This window comes from Streptomyces sp. NPDC050439 (genome assembly GCF_040655335.1).
Classification (GTDB): domain Bacteria; phylum Actinomycetota; class Actinomycetes; order Streptomycetales; family Streptomycetaceae; genus Streptomyces.
In genome coordinates this window covers 755,253-774,423 of sequence record NZ_JBFAJT010000003.1, presented here as the reverse complement: position 1 = coordinate 774,423, position 19,171 = coordinate 755,253, and the positions used below count along the sequence as shown (strand labels likewise).

The window sequence follows — 19,171 nt, the reverse complement described above, 5'->3', positions numbered from 1 at the left end:
CGTAAATATAACGTCCAGGTTACGAAAACTACCGACCTACAGGTAGACGAGGCAGGATGGAGGGAACGTACGGAACGGACTTCAGCGACTCAGGCGACTTCGACGAGGAGGTACCGCCATGGCGGGAACCCAGGGCCCCGGGACCACACAGGCCGACCAGGCGCGCGAGGCGGCCGTGGAGGCCGCGCTCGCCGCGCTGGACCTGGACGCCAAGGCCCGGCTGCTCGGCGGGCGTGACATGTGGTCGCTGCACGCGCTGCCCGAGATCGGCCTGACGTCCCTCGTGATGTCGGACGGCCCGATCGGCGTGCGCGGCACCCGCTGGACCGCGGACGACCCGTCCGTCGCCCTGCCGTCACCGACCGCGCTCGCCGCCACCTGGGACCAGGACCTCGCCCGCCGCGCGGGCACCCTCCTCGCCCAGGAGGCCCGCCGCAAGGGCGTCCACGTCCTCCTCGCGCCCACAGTGAACCTGCACCGCTCGCCGCTGGGCGGCCGGCACTTCGAGGCGTACAGCGAGGACCCGTACCTGACCGGTGTCATCGGCACCGGCTATGTCCAGGGCGTGCAGTCGGGCGGCGTCGGCACGACCGTCAAGCACTTCGTCGCGAACGACGCCGAGACCGACCGCTTCACCGTCGACAACAAGGTCGGCGCGCGCGCCCTGCGCGAGCTGTACCTCGCGCCCTTCGAGGCGATCGTCGCCAACGCCCACCCCTGGGGCATCATGACCGCGTACAACCAGGTCAACGGCTCGACGATGACCGAGCACCGCTACCTGGTCAACGAGGTCCTGCGCGGCGAATGGGGCTTCGACGGCTACAACGTCTCCGACTGGATGGCCGCCCGCTCGACCACCGGCGCCATCGAGGGCGGCCTCGACGTCGCCATGCCGGGACCGCGGACCGTGTACGGCGACGCGCTCGCCGAAGCGGTGCGCGGCGGCCGGGTCAAGGAGGCGACGGTCGACGAAGCCGTCCGCAACGTCCTGCGGCTCGCCGCCCGCGTCGGCGTCCTCGAAGGCGCCGAGCCCGTGGTCACCGACCTGCCCGCCGAGATCGACGGTGAGGCGCTCGCCCGCGAGATCGCCCGCCGCGCCTTCGTCCTCGTGCGCAACGAGAACGACACGCTGCCGCTGCGGCCCGCCGCGTCCGTCGCCCTCATCGGCGCCGCCGCACGCGACGCCCGTGTCCTCGGCGGCGGCTCCGCCACCGTCTTCCCCGCTCGCGTCGTCTCCCCGCTCGACGGCCTGACGGCGGCACTCGGCGAGGACGCCCTGACGTACGCCGTCGGGGCCGACCCGAGCGACGAACTCGCTCCCGCAGACAAGGGGTTCGAGCTGCGCGCGGTCTGCCGCGACGCGAACGGCGACGTCCTCGGCGAGGGCAACCTGCCCACCGGCCAGGTCCAGTGGATCGGCGACGACCTGCCCGACGGCGTCACCCACGAGGCGATGGCCTCCATCGAGGTCGTCGGCACGTTCACGCCCCGCGAGAGCGGCGAGCACTCCTTCGGCACACGCGGCCTGGGCGCCTTCACGCTCCGGGTCGGCGGCGATGTCGTCTTCGACGGGACCGAGGGGATGGGCGCCGCCTCCGACCCCTTCGAGGCGTTCTTCGGCTCACCGGTCGAGCGGGCCAAGGTGACCCTGACGGAGGGCGAGACGGTCGAGGTCTCCCTGTTCCACCCGCTCGACAAGGAGTACGCGGCCCCGCTGCCCGGCGTGGTGTTCTCCTTCGTGCACCTGGGCCCGCGGCGCGACCCCGACGAGCTGATCGCCGAGGCCGTCGAGGCGGCGCGCGGCGCGGACACCGCGGTCGTGGTCGTCGCCACCACCGAACGCGTCGAGTCCGAGGGCTTCGACCGGCAGGACCTGCGGCTCCCGGGCCGCCAGGACGACCTGGTGCGCGCGGTGGCCGCGGCCAACCCCCGCACGGTCGTCGTCGTCAACTCCGGCTCCCCGGTGGAACTCCCGTGGCGCGAGGACGTGGCGGCGGTGCTGCTCGGCTGGTTCCCGGGGCAGGAGGGCGGCGCCGCGCTCGCCGACGTGCTGCTCGGCGCCCAGGAACCGGGCGGGCGGCTGCCCACCACGTGGGGCTCCTTCGCGGACGCGCCGGTCACCCGGGTCACCCCGGCCGACGGCGAACTCGACTACACCGAGGGCGTGTTCGTCGGCTACCGCGCCTGGGAGAAGTCGGGAGCCACCCCTGCCTACGCCTTCGGCCACGGCCTCGGCTACACCGACTGGACGTACGAGTCCCTCGACGTGGAGGGCACGACGGCCACCGTCCGCCTCCGCAACTCCGGTCCGCGCGCGGGCCGCGAGGTCGTCCAGGTCTACCTCGCCCCGACCGCGGCCGACGGCAACCGCCCGGCCCGCTGGCTCGCGGGCTTCGCCGGGGTCGAGGCCGCGCCCGGCGAAAGCGTGGAGGTGCGGATCGAACTCCCGCGCCGCGCCTTCGAGATCTGGGACGAGGCCGCCAACTCCTGGTCGCGGCAAGGCGGTTCGTACGAGGTCCAGGCGGGCCGCTCCATCGCCGACCGCAGGCTGACCGAGACGATCGCCGTCTGACTCTCGGTGCCCTAGCGCACCGAGAAGCCGTACACCGTCTCCGACGCGTACACCCCACCCGGCCGCAGCACCGTTCCCGGAAACTCCGGCCGGTTGGGGGAGTCGGGGAAGTGCTGCGTCTCCAGGGCGACCCCGTCGCCCGGCCCGAATGGCAGCGGCTCCTCGAAGTGGTCCGCCGTGTAGAGCTGCAGGCCCGGCTCCGTCGTCGCCACGGTCAGCACGCGCCCGGACCCCGGATCGCTCAGCTCGGCCACCTCGACGGGCCTCGCGGTGAGCCCCTTGTCGAGCACGTAGTTGTGGTCGATCCCGGACCCGACCTTCCGCGCCTCCCGGAAGTCGAACCGCGTCCCGTCGACGTCCTCGTACACCCCGGTGGGAATCTGCGCCCCGTCCGTCGGCGTGATGCGCGCCGCGTCGATCCGCAGCTCGTGGCCGCCCGCGCTGCCGCTCCCGGCGCCCGCGAGGTTCCAGTACGTGTGATTGGTGAGGTTCACGACCGTCGGGGCGTCGGTCGTCGCCTCGTACGCGATCCGCAGCGCGCCTTTCTCGTCCAGCGAGTACGTCACCGCCACCGCGAGCCGCCCGGGATAGCCCTCCTCGCCGTCCGGGCTCACCCGGGAGAGCCGCACCCCGTGCCCGGCCTCCGTCGCGTCCCACACCCGCTTGTCGAAACCGGCCGTGCCGCCGTGCAGCGCGTTGGGCTCGTTGTTCCGCGCCAAGCGGTGGGTCCGGCCGTCGAGTGTGAACTCACCGCCCGCGATCCGGTTCGCGTACCGCCCCACCGCCGCCCCGAAGTACGGCCCGGGGTGGTCGAGATAGCCCTGGAGCCCGTCGAAGCCGAGCGCCACCGGCTCGCGCCGCCCCGACCGGTCGGGAACTTCCGCCGACTGGATGATCCCGCCGTACGTCAGGACGCGTACCCGCACCCCGCCCCGTTCCAGGGTCCAGCGATGGACGGGCGTGCCGTCGGGGAGTGTCCCGAAGAGTTCACTGCGCATGATCGCGACCCTACGCCGGGACGCGGTGACCTCAGGCCCCGGGATCCTTGGGATTCTTGGCCTTCACCTGCCGGTAGGCCAGCTCGGCGAGCCGCGACTGGCCGTCCTTGCTGGGGTGGAACCAGTCCCACCGGCTCAACTGGTCGCCGTCGAAGCGGTAGTCGAAGACCGCCCCGCCGTCGTACCGGCAGCGCAGGTCCTTGGCGCACACATCCTTGAGCACGTCGTTGTACGCGACCACGCGGTTCTGCACGTTCGCCCGCCGCTGCGTCGCCGCCGCGTCCCGCGCGTCCGGGTCCGCCAGCATCGAGGCGCAGATGCCCAGCTTCCAGATCTGCTTGCCCAGCGCGTTGGTGCGCCCCTGGGACCAGAGCCGCTTCAGGTCCGGCACGGAGGTCACGTACACCTGGGTCTTGGGAAGCTCGCGCCGCAGCGTGCGCATCGCCTTCTCGAAGTCCGCGCGGAACTCGGCGACCGGCGTCATGGAGTCCGCGGTGGGCCGGCACGCGTCGTTCGCGCCCGCCATCACCGTGATCAGCTCGGGCCGTTCGGCCGCGGCCTGCTCGACCTGTGCGGGGAGGTCCGCCATCCGGGCGCCGGTCTTCGCGTAGTTCCAGCTGTGCCCGGCGGCCCGCTCCTTGCCCAGGAGCCGGGTGGCGAGGCTGCGCACCTCGGAGTCCGTGCCGGTCGCCCAGGACGCCTCGGGGCAGTCGGCGAGCACCGAGCACGCGTCGAAGCCGCGGGTGATGGAGTCGCCGACGGCCGCCAGGGAGTCCGGGCTCGTGTCCCAGACCGGAGTGGGCTTGGGGGACGGCTTCTGCGCCGATGGTCCCTGGGGCGCGGGGGAGTCGCCGCCGGAGGCGTCGCACGCCGTGAGCGCGGTGGCGCCGAGAAGAACCGCCGTCGCCATGGCGACGGCGGCACGCGAGCGGTGCCTTCGGTTCCGCATCCCGGGTCCCCCTCTGTTGCCGTAACCGATCCACTGCCGTAGGCCGACCGCGCCCCCATAGACCCCCGGCCGGGTGAAGCCTGGGCGATTCCTGGCCTTGGGACCGACCGTACGTCACACTCCTTGTTCCGCCGCACGGTAGCCTCGCCACCCAGTGGCACCCTGCTCTTCCGGTTCCGCTAAATTACATCACGTCACATCTGTCCCGTTTTCGGGAGTTTCCCGATTTCAGGGCGACAACGCTCGGCACGGGCGCGAGGCCGCTGGGGAAGGCGAACCTCGACCCACACTGGAGGTCCCGGTGACGACACGTGGAGTTCTTTACGTGCACTCCGCACCGCGCGCGCTGTGTCCGCACGTCGAATGGGCAGTCGCGGGCGTACTCGGCGCGCGCGTCAACCTCGACTGGATCAGGCAGCCCGCGGCGCCCGGCAGCTGGAGATCCGAGTTCTCCTGGCGTGGCTCGGTGGGCACCGCGTCCAAACTCGCCTCGGCCCTGCGCGGCTGGCAGCTGCTGCGCTTCGAGGTCACGTCCGAGCCGTGCCCCACGGCCGAGGGTGAGCGGTACAGCGCCACGCCCGAACTCGGGATCTTCCACGCGGTCACCGGCATCCACGGCGACATCCTGATCCCGGAGGACCGCCTGCGCGCCGCACTGGCCCGCTCCCAGGCCGGCGAGAGCGACCTGGAGGGCGAGCTGGCCAAGCTGCTCGGCAAGCCCTGGGACGACGAGCTCGAACCTTTCCGGTACGCGGGCGAGGGCGCCCCGGTCCGCTGGCTGCACCAGGTCGTCTGACACGGCCCCGGCCTGTACGAGGAAGGGCCCCCACCGCACGGTGGGGGCCCTTCCTCGTACAGGTGACTGCTCAGATGGTCCTGAACGCGAGCACCACGTTGTGGCCGCCGAAGCCGAACGAGTCGTTCAGCGCCGCGATCCTGCCCTCGGGCAGCGCGCGGGCCTCGTCGCGGATGACGTCCGCGTCGACCTCGGGGTCGAGGTTCTCGATGTTGATCGTCGGCGGGGCCATGCGGTGCTTCAGCGCGAGCACCGTGGCCACGGTCTCCACGCCGCCCGCGCCACCGAGCAGGTGACCGGTCATCGACTTCGTGGAGGCGATCGCCATGTGGTCCACGTCGTCGCCGAACGCCTTGCGCAGCGCCTTGATCTCGGCGACGTCACCCTGCGGCGTCGAGGTCGCGTGCGCGTTCACGTGCACGATCTCGGCGGGCTTGAGGTCCGTGCCGTCGACGAGGTTCTGCAGCGCCGCCGCGATGCCGTTGCCGGAGGGCTCGGGCTGGGTGATGTGGTGGGCGTCGGCCGAGATGCCCTGGCCGACCGCCTCCGCGTAGATCTTCGCGCCGCGGGCCTTGGCGTGCTCCTCGGACTCGAGGACGATCACGCCGGCGCCCTCGCCGAGCACGAAGCCGTTGCGGTCGACGTCGTAGGGGCGCGAGGCGCCCGCCGGGTCGTCGTTGTTCTTGGACATCGCCATCATGTTGCCGAACGCGACGATCGGCAGCGGGTGGATGGCGGCCTCCGTGCCACCCGCGACGACGACGTCGGCGCGGCCGGTGCGGATCATCTCGATCGCGTAGCCGATGGCCTCGGCGCCCGAGGCGCACGCCGACACGGGGGTGTGCACACCCGCGTGGGCGCCCAGCTCGATGCCGACGTTGGCCGACGGCGAGTTGGGCATCAGCATCGGCACGGTGTGCGGGGAGACGCGGCGAACGCCCTTCTCCTTGAGCACGTCGTACTGGTCGAGCAGGGTGGTCACGCCGCCGATGCCGGAGGCGATGACCGCGCCCAGGCGGTGCGGGTCGACGGACGTGTCCTCGCCGGCCTTCGCGGTGTAACCCGCGTCGGCCCAGGCCTCCTTGGCCGCGATCAGCGCGAACTGCGCCGAACGGTCCAGCTTGCGGGCCTGCGGACGGGGAATGACCTCGCCCGGCTCGACCGCGATCTGGCCCGCGATACGGACCGGAAGCTCGGCCGCCCAGTCCTGCTCGAGAAGGCGTACACCGGAACGGCCCGCGAGCAGACCTTCCCAGGTCGAGGCTGCGTCGCCACCCAGCGGTGTGGTTGCGCCGATACCGGTGACGACCACGGTGCGATTGGTCGAGTTCACAGGAAATTTCTCCACGGTGTTGAGGGGATCAGCGGCGCCACCGCCGGGTGGCGACAGCAGAGCAGCCTGGTCAGGCGGCCTGGTGCTTGAGGATGTAGCTGGTCGCGTCGCCGACCGTCTTGAGGTTCTTGACGTCGTCGTCGGGGATCTTGACGTCGAAGCGCTCTTCGGCGGCGACGACGACCTCGACCATGGACAGCGAGTCGACGTCCAGGTCGTCGGTGAAGGACTTGCCCAGCTCGACGTCCTCGACCGGAATGCCGGCGATCTCGTTCACGATCTCGGCGAGACCGTCAACGATCTCCTTCTCAGTGGCGGCCATGTTGGCGCTCCTTCTATGTATCCAGAGGGTGTGGCGCCCGCCGCGGAAGCGGCAGGTTGGTTTACAGCCGTACGGATCGGATGATCCGGACGACATGCCTAGGGGAGGGTAACGACCGTTGCGGCGTACACGAGACCCGCCCCGAAGCCGATCACGAGCGCGGTGTCGCCGCTCTTCGCCTCGCCGGTGGCCAGAAGCCGCTCCATCGCGAGCGGGATCGAGGCTGCCGACGTGTTGCCGGTGGTGCGCACATCACGGGCGACCGTGACGTGTTCCGGCAGCTTCAGAGTCTTCACCATCGAGTCGATGATCCGCTCGTTGGCCTGGTGCGGGATGAAGACATCCAGGTCGTCCGCGGTGATTCCGGCCGCGTCCAGCGCCTGCTGGGCGACCTTCGCCATCTCGAACACGGCCCAGCGGAAGACCGCCTGGCCCTCCTGCGTGATCGCAGGGAACTTGATGTTGCCCTTGCTGTCGAGCGGCAGCTTCGACACATCGCCGACGTGCAGGTCGTTCCACGACACGGTCTGCTTGATGGTCTCGGACTTGTCGCCCTCGCTGCCCCAGACGGTGGGACCGATCTGCGGCTCGGTGGCCGGACCGACGATCACGGCGCCCGCGCCGTCACCGAACAGGAAGGCCGTCGCGCGGTCCTCCAGGTCGGTCAGGTCGCTCAGCCGCTCGACGCCGATGACCAGGACGTACTCCGCGGAGCCGTCGGTGATCATGCCCTTGGCGAGCGTCAGGCCGTAGCCGAAGCCGGCGCAGCCCGCGGAGATGTCGAAGGCGGCGGGCTTGCCCGCACCGATCTTGTCCGCGATCTCGGTCGCGATGGCCGGGGTCTGCTTGAAGTGCGAGACGGTCGAGACGACGACCGCGCCGATCTGCTCCGGGGCGATGCCCGCGTCGGCGATCGCCTTGCCGGAGGCCTCGACGGACATCGCGGCCACGGTCTCCTCGGCGGAGGCCCAGTGGCGGGTCGCGATGCCGGAGCGGGAGCGGATCCACTCGTCGGACGAGTCGATCGTCTCGAGGATCACCTCGTTGGGCACGACACGGGTCGGGCGGTAGCCGCCGACACCCATGATGCGCGCGTACGGGGCGCCCTTACTGGGCTTGATCTTCGACATGCTCTCCTGGCTCCTTCTCAGGCACCCGCCGCGTCGGCGGCGGATGCGGTGTCGGCGATGAGCTCAGATGCGGCGTCGAGGTCAGCGGGGGTCTTCAGGGCCACCGTCCGCACCCCGGGCAGGGCGCGCTTGGCGAGGCCGGTCAGCGTGCCACCGGGGCACAGCTCGATCAGCGCCGTGGCGCCCAGATCCTTGAACGTCTCCATGCAGAGGTCCCAGCGCACCGGGTTGGCCACCTGGCCGACCAGGCGGGACACGACGTCCGCGCCGGTCGCCACGGCCCGGCCGTCGCGGTTCGAGACGTACGTCAGCTTCGGGTCGGCCGGGTCGAGGGCCTTGGCGGCCTCTTCGAGGGTGGCGACCGCGGGTGCCATGTGGTGCGTGTGGAACGCGCCCGCCACCTTCAACGGTACGACGCGGCGGACGCCTTCGGGCTTGTCCTCGGCGAGCGCCGCGATCTGCTCGGCGGTGCCCGCGGCGACGATCTGGCCCGCGCCGTTCACGTTCGCCGGCGTCAGGCCGAGCTTCTCCAGGTGCGGGATGGTGACCTCGGGGTCGCCGCCGAGCAGCGCCGCCATGCCGGTCTCCGTGATCGCGGCGGCGTCGGCCATGGCCAGACCCCGCTTGCGCACGAGGCCGAGCGCGGCCTCCTCGGTGAGCACACCGGCGTACGCGGCGGCGGTGATCTCGCCGACGCTGTGTCCCGCGACCGCGCCGGGCTTGTGCGCGGCGAGGGCGTCACTGAGTGCCGCGGCGGACAGCAGACCGGCGGCCACCAGGAGGGGCTGGGCCACGGCGGTGTCGCGGATCGCGTCCGCGTCGGCCTGCGTGCCGTAGTGGGCAAGGTCGAGCCCGATGGCGTCCGACCACGCACCGATGCGGTCGGCCGCACCGGGGAGGTCGAGCCAGGGAGCCAGGAAGCCGGGCGTCTGAGCGCCTTGGCCGGGAGCGACGAGTACGAGCACTCTCACACTCTCTCTTGTGGACGGTGGAAGCCGCCCGTGGGGACAGGGACGAAGAACCGCTGGGGGAATTGTAGAGGCCCGACAAAATCCTACGGTTGGAGATCTCCGTCGGCCAGACGCCCCAGGATCAGTGCGATCCGCAGAGTGAATGCGGAGCGCACATCGGAGGGTGACCAGCCGGTGACGTCAGTCACACGTCGCAGCCGGTAGCGCACGGTGTTGGGGTGTACGAAGAGCATCCGGGCGGCGCCTTCGAGACTGCTGGCCTGTTCCAGATAGACGCTGAGCGTCTCCAGGAGCGCGGAGCCGGCTTCCTCCAGTGGTCTGTAGATCTCCTCCACCAACTGCTCGCGCGCGGCGGGATCGCTCGCGATCGCGCGCTCCGGCAGGAGATCGTCCGCCAGGACAGGGCGCGGGGCGTCCTGCCAGGCGGCACAGGCCTTGAGCCCGGCGGCCGCGGCCTGCGCGGACCGGGTGGCGGCCAGCAGGTCGGGGACGATGGGCCCGGCGACGACGGGGCCGGCCGCGTACGGGCCGATCAGCCCCTTCGCGACCTGCAGCGGATTGTCGCTGCCGCCCGCGATGACGACCAGACGGTCGCCGAGCACACCGGTCAGGACCTGCAGCTTGGCGTGCCGCGCGGCGCGGCGGATGGCCTCGACGGTGAGCTCGCTGTCGCCGTCGGGCGCGGTGCCGAGGACGACGCAGACGTGCTCGGGGGAGTTCCAGCCGAGCGCGGCGGCCCTGCTGACCGCGCCCTCGTCGGCCTCACCGGAGAGCACCGCGTTCACGACGAGGGACTCGAGGCGGGCGTCCCAGGCACCGCGTGCCTCGGCGGCCTGCGCGTAGACCTGCGCCGTGGCGAAGGCGATCTCGCGGGCGTACACGAGGAGCGCCTCGCGGAGGATGGACTCGTCTCCCGGGGCCGCGATCTCGTCGACCGCGGACTCCATCACCTCGATCGTCGTACGCACCATCTCCACGGTCTGGCGCAGGGTGATCGCCCTGGTCAGCTCGCGGGGGGCGGTGCCGAAGACGTCGGTGGAGATGGCCTGGGGGGTGTCGGGGTGGCGGAACCACTCGGTGAAGGCGGCGATACCGGCCTGCGCCACCAGTCCGATCCAGGAGCGGTTCTCCGGAGGCATGGCCCGGTACCAGGACAGCGTCTCGTCCATGCGCGCGATGGCCTGCGCCGCGAGGCTGCCGGATGACTGTTCGAGGCGCTTCAGCGTGGCTGAGTGCGCGTGAGCCTTCCGGTGCGCGTCCTGACGAGCGGCTTCCTCGTGGCGCGCGGCTTCCTCGTGGGCTGCCTGATGGGCGTCCTGGCGGGCTTCGTTCGCAGAGGGTTCGGGCACGGGGACAAGACTGCCTTATCGGGACGGGGGAGTGCGGTGCCGGGTCTAACGTGGGGGGTGTGATTGATGTACGGCGCTCCGGCGATCGGTACCGCGGCGGGGAGCCCGGCGCCGGTATCGAGACCTTCCACGCCTTCTCCTTCGGGCCGCACTACGACCCGGACAACCTCCGCTTCGGCGCGGTCCTGGCCTGCAACGAAGAGCGTCTGGCGCCCGGCGCGGGCTTCGACGAACACCCACACAGCCACACCGAGATCGTGACCTGGGTGGTCGAGGGCGAACTGACGCACCGCGACTCGGCGGGGCATGCCTCGGTGGTCCGCCCCGGCGACGTCCAGCACCTGAGCGCGGCGGGTGGCGTCCGCCATGTGGAACGCAACGACGGCGGAGACCCGTTGGTCTTCGTGCAGATGTGGCTCTCCCCGCTCAGTCCCGGCGGCGACCCGGCCTACGAGGTGGTCCACGGCATCGCGGACTCGACCCCGTACGCGGTCCCGGCCGCGGGCGCGCTCCTGCACGTCCGCAGACTCGCCGCGGGCGAGCGCACCGCCATCCCGGACGCCCCCTTCGCGTACGTCCACGTCGTACGCGGCGAAGTCCACGTGGCCACCCAGACCCTGACCCCCGGTGATGCGGCCCGCATCACGGACGGGGAGGGCCTGGAGGCAGTGGCGGGGACGGGGGGCGCGGCGGAGCTGCTGGTGTGGGAGATGACGGGCTGAGCCTCCTTCCCCCTCAGGCTGCGGGCACGGCCAGACCAACAGGCTGTGGGGCACGGTCAGGCCCGCGCAGGCGCCTCTTGGAGCTCGGCGAGCACCGCGTCCGTGAAGGGGGGCCACGCCTCGGCGGCCCACGGCCCGAACGCCCGGTCCGCCAGAGCGACGCACGCCGCCCCCGCATCGGGATCGACCCAGAGGAACGTCCCGGCCTGCCCGAAGTGCCCGAACGTCCGCGGCGACGAGGAACTCCCGGTCCAGTGCGGCGACTTCGAGTCCCGGATCTCGAACCCGAGCCCCCAGTCGTTGGGGCTCTGGTGCCCGTACCCGGGAAGCACACCCTTGAGCCCCGGATACGCCACGGACATCGCCTCGGTCACCGTCCGCGCGTCGAGCAACCGCGGCGCCTGCACCTCGGCGGCGAACTTCACCAGGTCGTCGACGGTGGACACCCCGTCCTTGGCGGGCGAAGCCCCTCCGTCGAGCGTGGTGGACGTCATCCCGAGCGGCTCGAGCACCGCCTGCCGCAGATACTCCCCGAAGGGAATGTCCGTCGCCTTGGCGATGTGATCCCCGAGCACCTCGAACCCCGAGTTCGAGTACAGCCGCCGCGTCCCGGCGGGCGCCGTCACCCGGTGCTCGTCGAACGCGAGACCACTGGTGTGCGCAAGGAGATGCCGCACCGTCGAACCCTCGGGCCCGGCGGGCTCATCGAGCTCGACCGCCCCCTCTTCGTACGCCACGAGCACCGCGTACGCCGCCAGCGGCTTGGTGACCGAAGCGAGCGCGAAACGGTGCCCGGTGGGTCCGTGCGTCCCGACGATCGTGCCGTCCGCGCGCACGACGGCGGCGGCAGCGGTGGGGACCGGCCAGTTCTCGATCAACGCCAGGCTCTGCATGCCTACGAGCCTATGCGCCTCACAGGCTCAGCCGCATCGAGGGGTCAGGCTTGCGCACGAAGCCGAGCGAGGCGTAGAGCGGCTCGGCCTCCGCCGACGCGTTGAGATCGACACTCCCCGCACCACGCTCCCGGAACCAGTCGAGCAGCACCTCCATGCACGCCCGCGCATACCCGCGCCGCCGCTGGTCCGGGTCGGTGGCCACGCTGAACACATGGCCGATGACGCCCCGCGGATTGCCCGCCCGCCCGATGCGGTAGTCCAGTGTTCCCACCACCAGCGCCGCGAGCTCGCCGGGCCGGCCCGGCCGGTCGACGACGAAGGCGGCGAAGTCACCCCCGTGATCGGCCAGTTTGTCCCGGACGACAGGCAGGGACTCGGCATGCCAGCCGGTGTCGGACTCGGCGGCGGCCGCCGAGCCGGTGGCGAATATCGAGTCGATCATCACCTGCCGCAACCTGATCAGTTCCTCGGCATCATCTGGCGTGGCACGACGTACAACACTCATGATCGGCACCGTAGCCACCGCGGGAAGCGGCGTCCCCCGATTTTCCGAGGGTTTGTTTCCGTCACATATTTCCTCCCGGTTCCGCTTGCTTGGAGTGCACTCCAAGGTTCTAGCGTGGTGGTCATGACGGTGATGGAGACCGAGACGACCCGCACAAAGGGCCCCGCGCAGGGCGCGACCGCAGCGCCCCCGAGCGCCGCCGGCAGCGGCGACAGCTCCGCCGCCACCGGCACCGGGGCTGACGCCTGCGCCTCGGCACCCACCACGCACCCCCGCCCGAACGGGCAGGACCACTACACGATCAGCGAGGTCGTCGCCTTCATCGGCCTGACCGCGCACACCCTGCGCTGGTATGAGCGGATCGGCCTGATGCCGCACATCGACCGCTCCCACACGGGCCAGCGCCGCTACCGCAACCGTGACCTGGACTGGCTCACCTTCGTCGGCAAGCTCCGCCTCACCGGCATGCCGGTGGCGGACATGGTCCGCTACGCCGAGCTGGTGCGCGAGGGCGACCACACCTTCACCGAGCGCCACGAGCTCCTCGAACAGACCCGCCGCGACGTCCGCACCCGCATAGCGGAACTGCAGGACACGCTCGCCGTGCTCGACTACAAGATCAACTTTTACGCTGACGCCCGCCCGGCGTCGGAGAGGCACTGACACCGATGACCTCAGAGACACCCAAGCCCCCCACGTCGACCGGAGCCTCCGGCGGAACGCCCGAACCGATCGCGAAGGCGCAGCTCGGCACAGGCGGCCCCGAAGTCGGCGTCCAGGGACTCGGCTGCATGGGCATGAGCTTCGCCTACGGCCCCACCGACGCCGAAGAGGCCCGGGCGACCCTTGAACGAGCCCTCGAACTGGGCGTCACCTTCTACGACACCGCCGACGCCTACGCCGCCGGTGAGAACGAGAAGTTCCTCGCCCCCTTCCTCAAGGCCCACCGCGACGAGGTCGTCCTCGCCACCAAGTTCGCCCTGGCCATCGACCCGAACGACTCGACCAAGCGGATCATCAACAACGACCCCGCCTACATCCGCGCCTGCGTCGACGCCAGCCTCCAGCGCCTGGGCGTGGACGTCATCGACGTCTACTACATGCACCGCCGCAACCCCCAGGTCCCGATCGAGGAAACGGTCGGCGTGATGGCCGAACTCGTCGCCGCCGGCAAGGTCAAGCACCTCGGCCTCAGCGAGGTCACCGGTCCCGAACTCCGCGCCGCCCACGCCGTCCATCCCATCGCCGCCCTCCAGTCGGAGTGGTCGCTCTTCAGCCGTGACATCGAGCAGGGCGTGGTACCCGCCGCCGCCGAACTCGGTGTCGCCCTCGTCCCCTACTCCCCGCTCGGCCGCGGCTTCCTCACCGGTTCGTTCGTCAGCGCCGACAAGGAACTCGGCAAGGACGACTTCCGCCGCCAGCAGCCCCGTTTCACGGGAGACAACGCCGCCGCCAACGCGGCCCTCCTCGAACCCGTCCGCACCGTCGCCGAAGCCCATGGCGCGAGCCTCGGCCAGGTCGCCCTGGCCTGGGTCCAGCAGCGGGCCCAGGTACACGGACTGGCCGTCGTCCCCATCCCCGGCACCCGCAAGCGCACCCGCATCGAGGAGAACGCCGCAGCCACCCACCTCGCACTCACCCCCTCCGACCTCGCTCTCCTGGACCCCATCGCCACCCAGGTGGCAGGCGACCGCTACGCCGACATGACCTTCACGTCGGCGGGCCGCGAGTAACCCCACGGATCGGCCACCCCGAAGGGCGCAGACCTGCCCGCCCTTCGGGCCCCCGACCCCGCCGGTCACGCCAGCCCCAGGGCGAACACCGCGAACCCGGACGCCAGGAGCCCGGCGAGGGCCCTTCGCGGGGGTGTGGCTCGCTTCCACGGGGACTCGAAGCCGCGGGTGTAGCGGCCTATCAGCAGCAGGAGCCCTCCGAAGACCGGCAGCCAGGCGATCCGGGCGGCTATCCAGGCCCAGGTGTCCGGGCCCGCCGTCAGCCCCGGCACGGTGCCGCCGAGGAACGATCCGGGTACGGCGGCCGCGAGCATCGCGGTCTGGTGCCAGCAAAGGATCGTCATCGCCGACAGGTTGATCACCACCACCGGCGCCCACAGGGCGGGCCTGCGCAGCAACTTCCCGATGCGATCCCGCAGCAGGATCGCCGCACCGCTCTGCGCGGCGGCCAGCGCCAGGACCAGCAGCGACGGCGGGTGGGAGTTCGTCCGGGCCTCGCCAGGGACACCCACCATCGACGCCGGGTAGTGGCAGACGAACAGCAGGGCGGCGAAGAGGGCTGTCCCCCCGACGAGCAGCAGCCACGCCCCTCGCCTGCCCAGCTTCTTCTCGCCCCAACTGACACCCAGTTGGTAGGCGAACATCCAGCCGGGCAGCAGGTTCAGCAGGCTCAGCCAGGACGGCATGGCGTCCCCGAACGGGCCGTAGCGCAGGAAGTCGACGACGGCGACCGACCCGAGCAGTGGCGCCGCGGCCCAGGCACCGAGCCGCTCGGCGGCCTTGATGCACCAAGGGGTGAGTGCGGTGATCACCGCATAGATCCCCACGAACCACAGCGGCTGTATCACCAGCGTGGAACCCGTGCGCAGCGTCGTGCCCGGCACCCCCATCGCGTACAGCACGGGGATCAACGCCGCCCAGACGGCCGTCACACTGAGGACCGGACGCCCCAGGCGCGCCACGCGCGCCTGAAGCCAGCGTCGCGTCGACTCCCCGCGCGCCGCTGCCCGCCGGTACGACAGAACAGAGGCATAGCCGCCCACCAAGAAGAAGATGCCGAGCATCTGCAGCACCCAACTGAGCGGCGCGAAGAAGCCGAACGACGCCAGAGGGCTCGCGTTGTGCAACGCGCCGCCCGCGTCGAGCGTGAATCCGCCGAGCAGCCAGTGCCCGGTCGGCACGGCGAGCAGGGCGAGCGCTCGCAGCCCGTCTATGGCCCGGTCACGATGCGCGGGCGTCTTGGCGTCGATCGCCGAGGCTGTCTTGCGCAGGCTGGTCAGTGCGTTGAGGCTCATGGCCGCTCTCCGATGGGGCGGGCCTCGGCGGAAGGCGCACTTCCGTCGCTGCCGACGTTGCCGGTGTCAGGGGTGTCAGGTGTGTCAGGGGTGCCGGGGGCAGCGGTCTCCGCGATGGCGGCGAAGGCCTGCAGGGAGTCCGTCCCCGGGGCGAAGTAGCCGGTGTGCCCTTCGGCTCGCTCCGCGGGAACGCGTCGGGCGCCGAACCCCGGATCGGCCGGGTCCTCGCCATGGCCGAGGCCGAAAAGCTCGACGTTCGGCACGTCACTGATCCAGTCGCTGTCGTCCTTGGCCGCCCACACGCGGGCGGAGGTGCGCAGATCGGCCACGCTGTCCGCGCGCATGCCGGGGGAGCCGAGCACCACCAGGTCGGATGCCGGGAGTCGGGGGGCGGCCAGGCCGCACACCACCGAGCCGTAGCTGTGGCAGAACACGGCGGGCCGTGGGGTGCCGGTCGCCGTCAGACCTTGCGCGAACCGTGCGAGCCGTGGTGCACCCGCCTGTGCGAGGCGCCCCGTCGCGGCGTCGGGGCCGAGGCCGACCGGGGTGGTGTACCCGACCCAGGCCACCACGGCCGTGTCGTCGCCCGCAGCGGCGCGCAGGGATCGGGCCATCCCGGCCGGTGTGCCGTACTCGTCGTGCGAGCGGTCGAAGGTGCTCAGGTCCATGTCCGAGCCCGGAACGACAACGGATACGTGTCGGGCTTTCGCCAAGTCCCCGTACACCTCGGCTACTTGTCCCCGCCCCCGCGGATCGAACGCGAGTATCTGCCGGCCTGGGCGCAGGAGCTCCTCGTATCGCGTGACGAGGGATCGGGAGCGCTCATGGTCCTGCAGGGTGAGGCTCGGGTCGCTCTCGCGGGCCTGCTCACGGGTGCGCTCGGCCTTGAGCGCAAGGGAGTTGGCCTCGAAGCGCAGAGCACTCGGGGCTCCGTCCAGGTTGCCGACGACCGAGGGGTGCCGTGCGGCCAGCCTGTGCTGCTGTGCCTCGCTCAACGAGTCGAAGAACGCGGCGACCCGGGCGGGGGCCGCGGCCGCCGGATCAGGCAGCCGGACCCCCCACGTACGGTCCGCGCGCCAGGCCTGTGTGCCCGGCGGTGGGCCCGTGAGCGGCTGCTGCTCATTGCCGACCGCCCAGCCCGTCGTACCCGCCACGATCGTCGTCGTGAGCGCCGCGGCGATCAGTGTCCGCTTGCTGCGGGTCTTCCAGCTCCCGCGGGCTTTCCAAGAACGAAGGCGCATGGCCCGTCTCCCTCCCCAACTCGTGGCACGCTCTGGCGTGACGAGGGGAAAAGTAGGGAGACGGTGCCTGGCGGCACCTCACACTGGGGAGCCAACTTGCAGGTCATACCGGGGTAGGTGCAGCTCATACCGAGGTATGGGGAGAGGGCTCTACTGCGCTCCGGGGGAGACCAGCCCTGACTCATAGGCGAAGATCACGGCCTGTGCGCGGTCCCGCAGGTCCAACTTGGACAGCACCTTGCCGATATGGGTCTTCACGGTCTGCTCGGCGAGGACCAGGCGCTCGGCGATCTCCTGGTTGGACAGACCGCGCGCGATCAGCACCAATACCTCGGTCTCACGTGCCGTCAGACCGTTCAGCCTCAGCGACTGGTTGGTGCGCGGGCGCTGTTTGGCGAAGTCCGTGATCAGACGACGGGTCACAGAAGGCGCGAGCAGCGCATCGCCCGCCGCCACCACACGCACCGCCGAGATCAGATCGGCGGGCGGGGCGTCCTTGAGGAGGAATCCCGAGGCCCCGGCCCGCAGTGCCTCGTACACGTAGTCGTCCACGTCGAAGGTGGTGAGCATCAGCACCTTCGGCACGTGCACCACGCCGGGAGGCGGGTCCAACAGGGCGCGTGCCGCGTTGAGTCCGTCCATCTCCGGCATCCGGACATCCATCAGGACGACGTCGGGGTGAGTGTTGCGGCTGACGTCGACACCTACCTTGCCGTTCGGTGCCTGGCCCACGACGTCGATGTCGCTCTGGGCCGAAAGGAGTGCGGCGAAGCCGGCCCGCACCATGTTCTGGTCATCGACGATGATCACGCGGATGGTCATGCGGTGCCGGATTCCTTCTCGATGAGTGGGAGTTGGGCCGCCACACGGAATCCGCCGTCGGGCAGCGGCCCGGCGTCGACCGTGCCGCCGACCAACCGTACGCGTTCGCGCATGCCCACGAGTCCGTGACCTGTGCCGCTGTGCTCCAACGAGTCGGGTGCCTCGGTGGGCGGGCCGTTGACCACGAGGATCAGCAGGTGCTCTTCGTCCAGGGTCACGGTGATGGTGGTGCGGGCTCCCGGCGCGTGCCGCATCACGTTCGACAGGGCTTCCTGGACGATGCGGTAGGCGGACAGGTCGACGGCCGGGGTGACGTCGGCCAGCTCGGTGAGCACCGACAGCTCAGGGCGCGACAGGTCGATCGGTATGCCGGCCCGCACCGTGGCCTCCACGAGATGCGGCAGTCGGCTGAGCCCCGGCTGCGGGGACCGCTCGCCAGGTGTGTCCTCGCTGCGCAGCACGGCGAGCAACCGCCGCATCTCGGTGAGCGATTCCCGGGCGCTCGCCGCGATGCTCCCGAACTCCTCGCGCGCCGCGGCCGGGAGGCCGTTGAGGCGGTAGGGCGCGGAATCGGCCTGCACCGTGATCACTGACATGTGGTGGGCGACGACGTCGTGCAACTCCCGGGCGATGCGGGCTCGTTCTTCCAGGAGCGTGCGCTGGGCGCGCTCGGCCTCACTGATCGTCTCCTGCTCGACGAGTCTGCGCTGTGCGTCGCGGCGCTCGCGCAGCAGCGCGCCGAGCAGCAGGGCGACGCCGCTCAGCACGATCAGGAGCACGCCGGTGTCCTGGCTGCCGTCGTCGCGGAACGCCCCGAGGACGAGGCTCACCACGACGGTGACCAGCCAGATCCCCAAGAGGGTGCGGCGGCTCTCGCGCAGGGACAGCAGGAGACACACGACCACGTAACCCACGATGATCATGGGCGTCCATGGGGCGGGGCGGTCGTTGCCCAAGGACAGCGTCACGATCGCCCCGAGGATGTCCGCGGCGATGATGATGCACCAGGCGGCCAACGGCCGGCTGACCGCCAGCAGCAGCGGTGCGGCCTGGGCCACCCCCAAGGCGCCCGCAAGGCCGCCGCCCACCCCGTAGTCGTTCGTCAGCACCTGGGTGGTGACCGGGATGAGCACCGCGACGAATGCCAGCGCGGTGATCAAGGGGAGCAGGCGCACCCAGCGCTTGGGTGCCTGCGCGAGGAGCGGTTCCGCCCGCCCCGCGGGCGTCGAGAGGAAGGCCCCTGCCCTGCCGAGCCCTTCGCGGACGCCGGCGGCCGCACGCCGAGAAGCGCCCCGGGGCCCGTCCGGCTCGGTGGCCGGTGGGCGGGGGTCCTGGTCAGGTGGTGTCGATGCGCTGCTCATGGCCTGATCAGCGTAGGCAAGAAGCACGCCCCGTGCCGTCGTACCGCGGAGCTGACCTGCACCTCATACCCAGGTACGAACCGGGCTCGCCGCGATACCCAGGTATGACCCCGGGCCGGGACCCCCGCGGCCCCGCCGGTCGGCAACCCATCGAACGACAGCTCGGCCAGGTCGCA

At 71.2% G+C, this 19,171-nt stretch carries 18 protein-coding genes; 5 read left to right on the top strand and 13 right to left on the bottom strand.

Annotated elements, in window-relative coordinates; all coding sequences use genetic code 11:
* Positions 1 to 118: 118 nt before the first annotated feature.
* Entirely contained in the window at positions 119 to 2,572 is a 2,454-nt protein-coding gene (locus tag AB0I66_RS16550; protein WP_363208522.1) for a glycoside hydrolase family 3 C-terminal domain-containing protein, read from the top strand.
* Between the two features lie 11 nt (positions 2,573 to 2,583).
* Here AB0I66_RS16550 and AB0I66_RS16545 read toward each other — a convergent pair whose 3' ends face one another.
* Positions 2,584 to 3,570, bottom strand: coding sequence for an aldose epimerase family protein (locus AB0I66_RS16545; protein ID WP_363208521.1), 987 nt, complete (start codon positions 3,568 to 3,570; stop codon positions 2,584 to 2,586).
* A gap of 31 nt (positions 3,571 to 3,601) precedes the next feature.
* Complete coding sequence (locus AB0I66_RS16540) at positions 3,602 to 4,519, bottom strand: SGNH/GDSL hydrolase family protein (RefSeq protein WP_363208520.1); 918 nt, start codon at positions 4,517 to 4,519, stop codon at positions 3,602 to 3,604.
* Between the two features lie 301 nt (positions 4,520 to 4,820).
* Here AB0I66_RS16540 and AB0I66_RS16535 point away from each other — a divergent pair, with 301 nt between their 5' ends.
* Entirely contained in the window at positions 4,821 to 5,315 is a 495-nt protein-coding gene (locus AB0I66_RS16535) for a DUF3145 domain-containing protein (protein ID WP_363208519.1), read from the top strand.
* Positions 5,316 to 5,385: 70 nt separating this feature from the next.
* On the opposite strand, the gene fabF is transcribed toward AB0I66_RS16535, so the two are convergent.
* The 5 genes from fabF to fasR form a co-directional block, all read right to left on the bottom strand.
* Complete coding sequence (fabF, locus tag AB0I66_RS16530) at positions 5,386 to 6,648, bottom strand: beta-ketoacyl-ACP synthase II (protein WP_363208518.1); 1,263 nt, start codon at positions 6,646 to 6,648, stop codon at positions 5,386 to 5,388.
* A 70-nt stretch (positions 6,649 to 6,718) separates the two neighbouring features.
* The gene (locus tag AB0I66_RS16525; protein ID WP_363208517.1) at positions 6,719 to 6,970 is read right to left on the bottom strand and encodes an acyl carrier protein; all 252 of its coding nucleotides are present in this window, start codon (positions 6,968 to 6,970) and stop codon (positions 6,719 to 6,721) included.
* Between the two features lie 98 nt (positions 6,971 to 7,068).
* A complete protein-coding gene (locus tag AB0I66_RS16520; RefSeq protein ID WP_363208516.1) occupies positions 7,069 to 8,100 on the bottom strand; it encodes a ketoacyl-ACP synthase III in 1,032 nt (343 codons plus the stop codon).
* A gap of 17 nt (positions 8,101 to 8,117) precedes the next feature.
* Positions 8,118 to 9,065 carry an ACP S-malonyltransferase gene (locus AB0I66_RS16515; protein ID WP_363208515.1) on the bottom strand — a complete coding sequence of 316 codons (948 nt, stop codon included), beginning with the start codon at positions 9,063 to 9,065 and terminating at the stop codon, positions 8,118 to 8,120.
* Positions 9,066 to 9,154: 89 nt separating this feature from the next.
* Positions 9,155 to 10,294: a fatty acid biosynthesis transcriptional regulator FasR gene (fasR, locus tag AB0I66_RS16510; RefSeq protein ID WP_363208710.1), complete on the bottom strand. Its 1,140-nt coding sequence runs from the start codon at positions 10,292 to 10,294 to the stop codon at positions 9,155 to 9,157.
* A 185-nt stretch (positions 10,295 to 10,479) separates the two neighbouring features.
* Here fasR and AB0I66_RS16505 point away from each other — a divergent pair, with 185 nt between their 5' ends.
* A complete protein-coding gene (locus AB0I66_RS16505; protein ID WP_363208514.1) occupies positions 10,480 to 11,142 on the top strand; it encodes a pirin family protein in 663 nt (220 codons plus the stop codon).
* A 56-nt stretch (positions 11,143 to 11,198) separates the two neighbouring features.
* Here AB0I66_RS16505 and AB0I66_RS16500 read toward each other — a convergent pair whose 3' ends face one another.
* Positions 11,199 to 12,035 (bottom strand): serine hydrolase domain-containing protein, encoded by an 837-nt coding sequence (locus AB0I66_RS16500; RefSeq protein WP_363208513.1) that lies wholly within the window; start codon positions 12,033 to 12,035, stop codon positions 11,199 to 11,201.
* A 19-nt stretch (positions 12,036 to 12,054) separates the two neighbouring features.
* On the bottom strand, positions 12,055 to 12,543 hold the full coding sequence (locus AB0I66_RS16495) for a GNAT family N-acetyltransferase (protein WP_363208512.1): 489 nt from the start codon (positions 12,541 to 12,543) through the stop codon (positions 12,055 to 12,057).
* A 123-nt stretch (positions 12,544 to 12,666) separates the two neighbouring features.
* On the opposite strand from AB0I66_RS16495, the gene AB0I66_RS16490 reads away from it, so the two are divergent.
* Both AB0I66_RS16490 and AB0I66_RS16485 read left to right on the top strand, forming a co-directional pair.
* Positions 12,667 to 13,206, top strand: coding sequence for a MerR family transcriptional regulator (locus AB0I66_RS16490; RefSeq protein WP_363208511.1), 540 nt, complete (start codon positions 12,667 to 12,669; stop codon positions 13,204 to 13,206).
* 128 nt (positions 13,207 to 13,334) lie between these two features.
* Positions 13,335 to 14,276 (top strand): aldo/keto reductase, encoded by a 942-nt coding sequence (locus AB0I66_RS16485; protein WP_363208709.1) that lies wholly within the window; start codon positions 13,335 to 13,337, stop codon positions 14,274 to 14,276.
* Positions 14,277 to 14,341: 65 nt separating this feature from the next.
* Here the strand turns inward: AB0I66_RS16485 and AB0I66_RS16480 are convergent, their stop codons facing one another.
* The 4 genes from AB0I66_RS16480 to AB0I66_RS16465 all read right to left on the bottom strand — a co-directional run bounded on the left by AB0I66_RS16480 (position 14,342) and on the right by AB0I66_RS16465 (position 18,995).
* Positions 14,342 to 15,571, bottom strand: a complete 1,230-nt coding sequence (locus AB0I66_RS16480; protein WP_363208510.1) for an acyltransferase — start codon at positions 15,569 to 15,571, stop codon at positions 14,342 to 14,344.
* Entirely contained in the window at positions 15,568 to 16,812 is a 1,245-nt protein-coding gene (locus AB0I66_RS16475) for an alpha/beta hydrolase (protein WP_363208509.1), read from the bottom strand. Before AB0I66_RS16475 ends, AB0I66_RS16480 begins: the two co-directional genes overlap by 4 nt.
* A gap of 150 nt (positions 16,813 to 16,962) precedes the next feature.
* Entirely contained in the window at positions 16,963 to 17,634 is a 672-nt protein-coding gene (locus AB0I66_RS16470; protein WP_363208508.1) for a response regulator transcription factor, read from the bottom strand.
* The gene (locus AB0I66_RS16465; protein WP_363208507.1) at positions 17,631 to 18,995 is read right to left on the bottom strand and encodes a histidine kinase; all 1,365 of its coding nucleotides are present in this window, start codon (positions 18,993 to 18,995) and stop codon (positions 17,631 to 17,633) included. The genes AB0I66_RS16470 and AB0I66_RS16465 overlap by 4 nt, the downstream gene beginning before the upstream one ends.
* Positions 18,996 to 19,171: the final 176 nt, after the last annotated feature.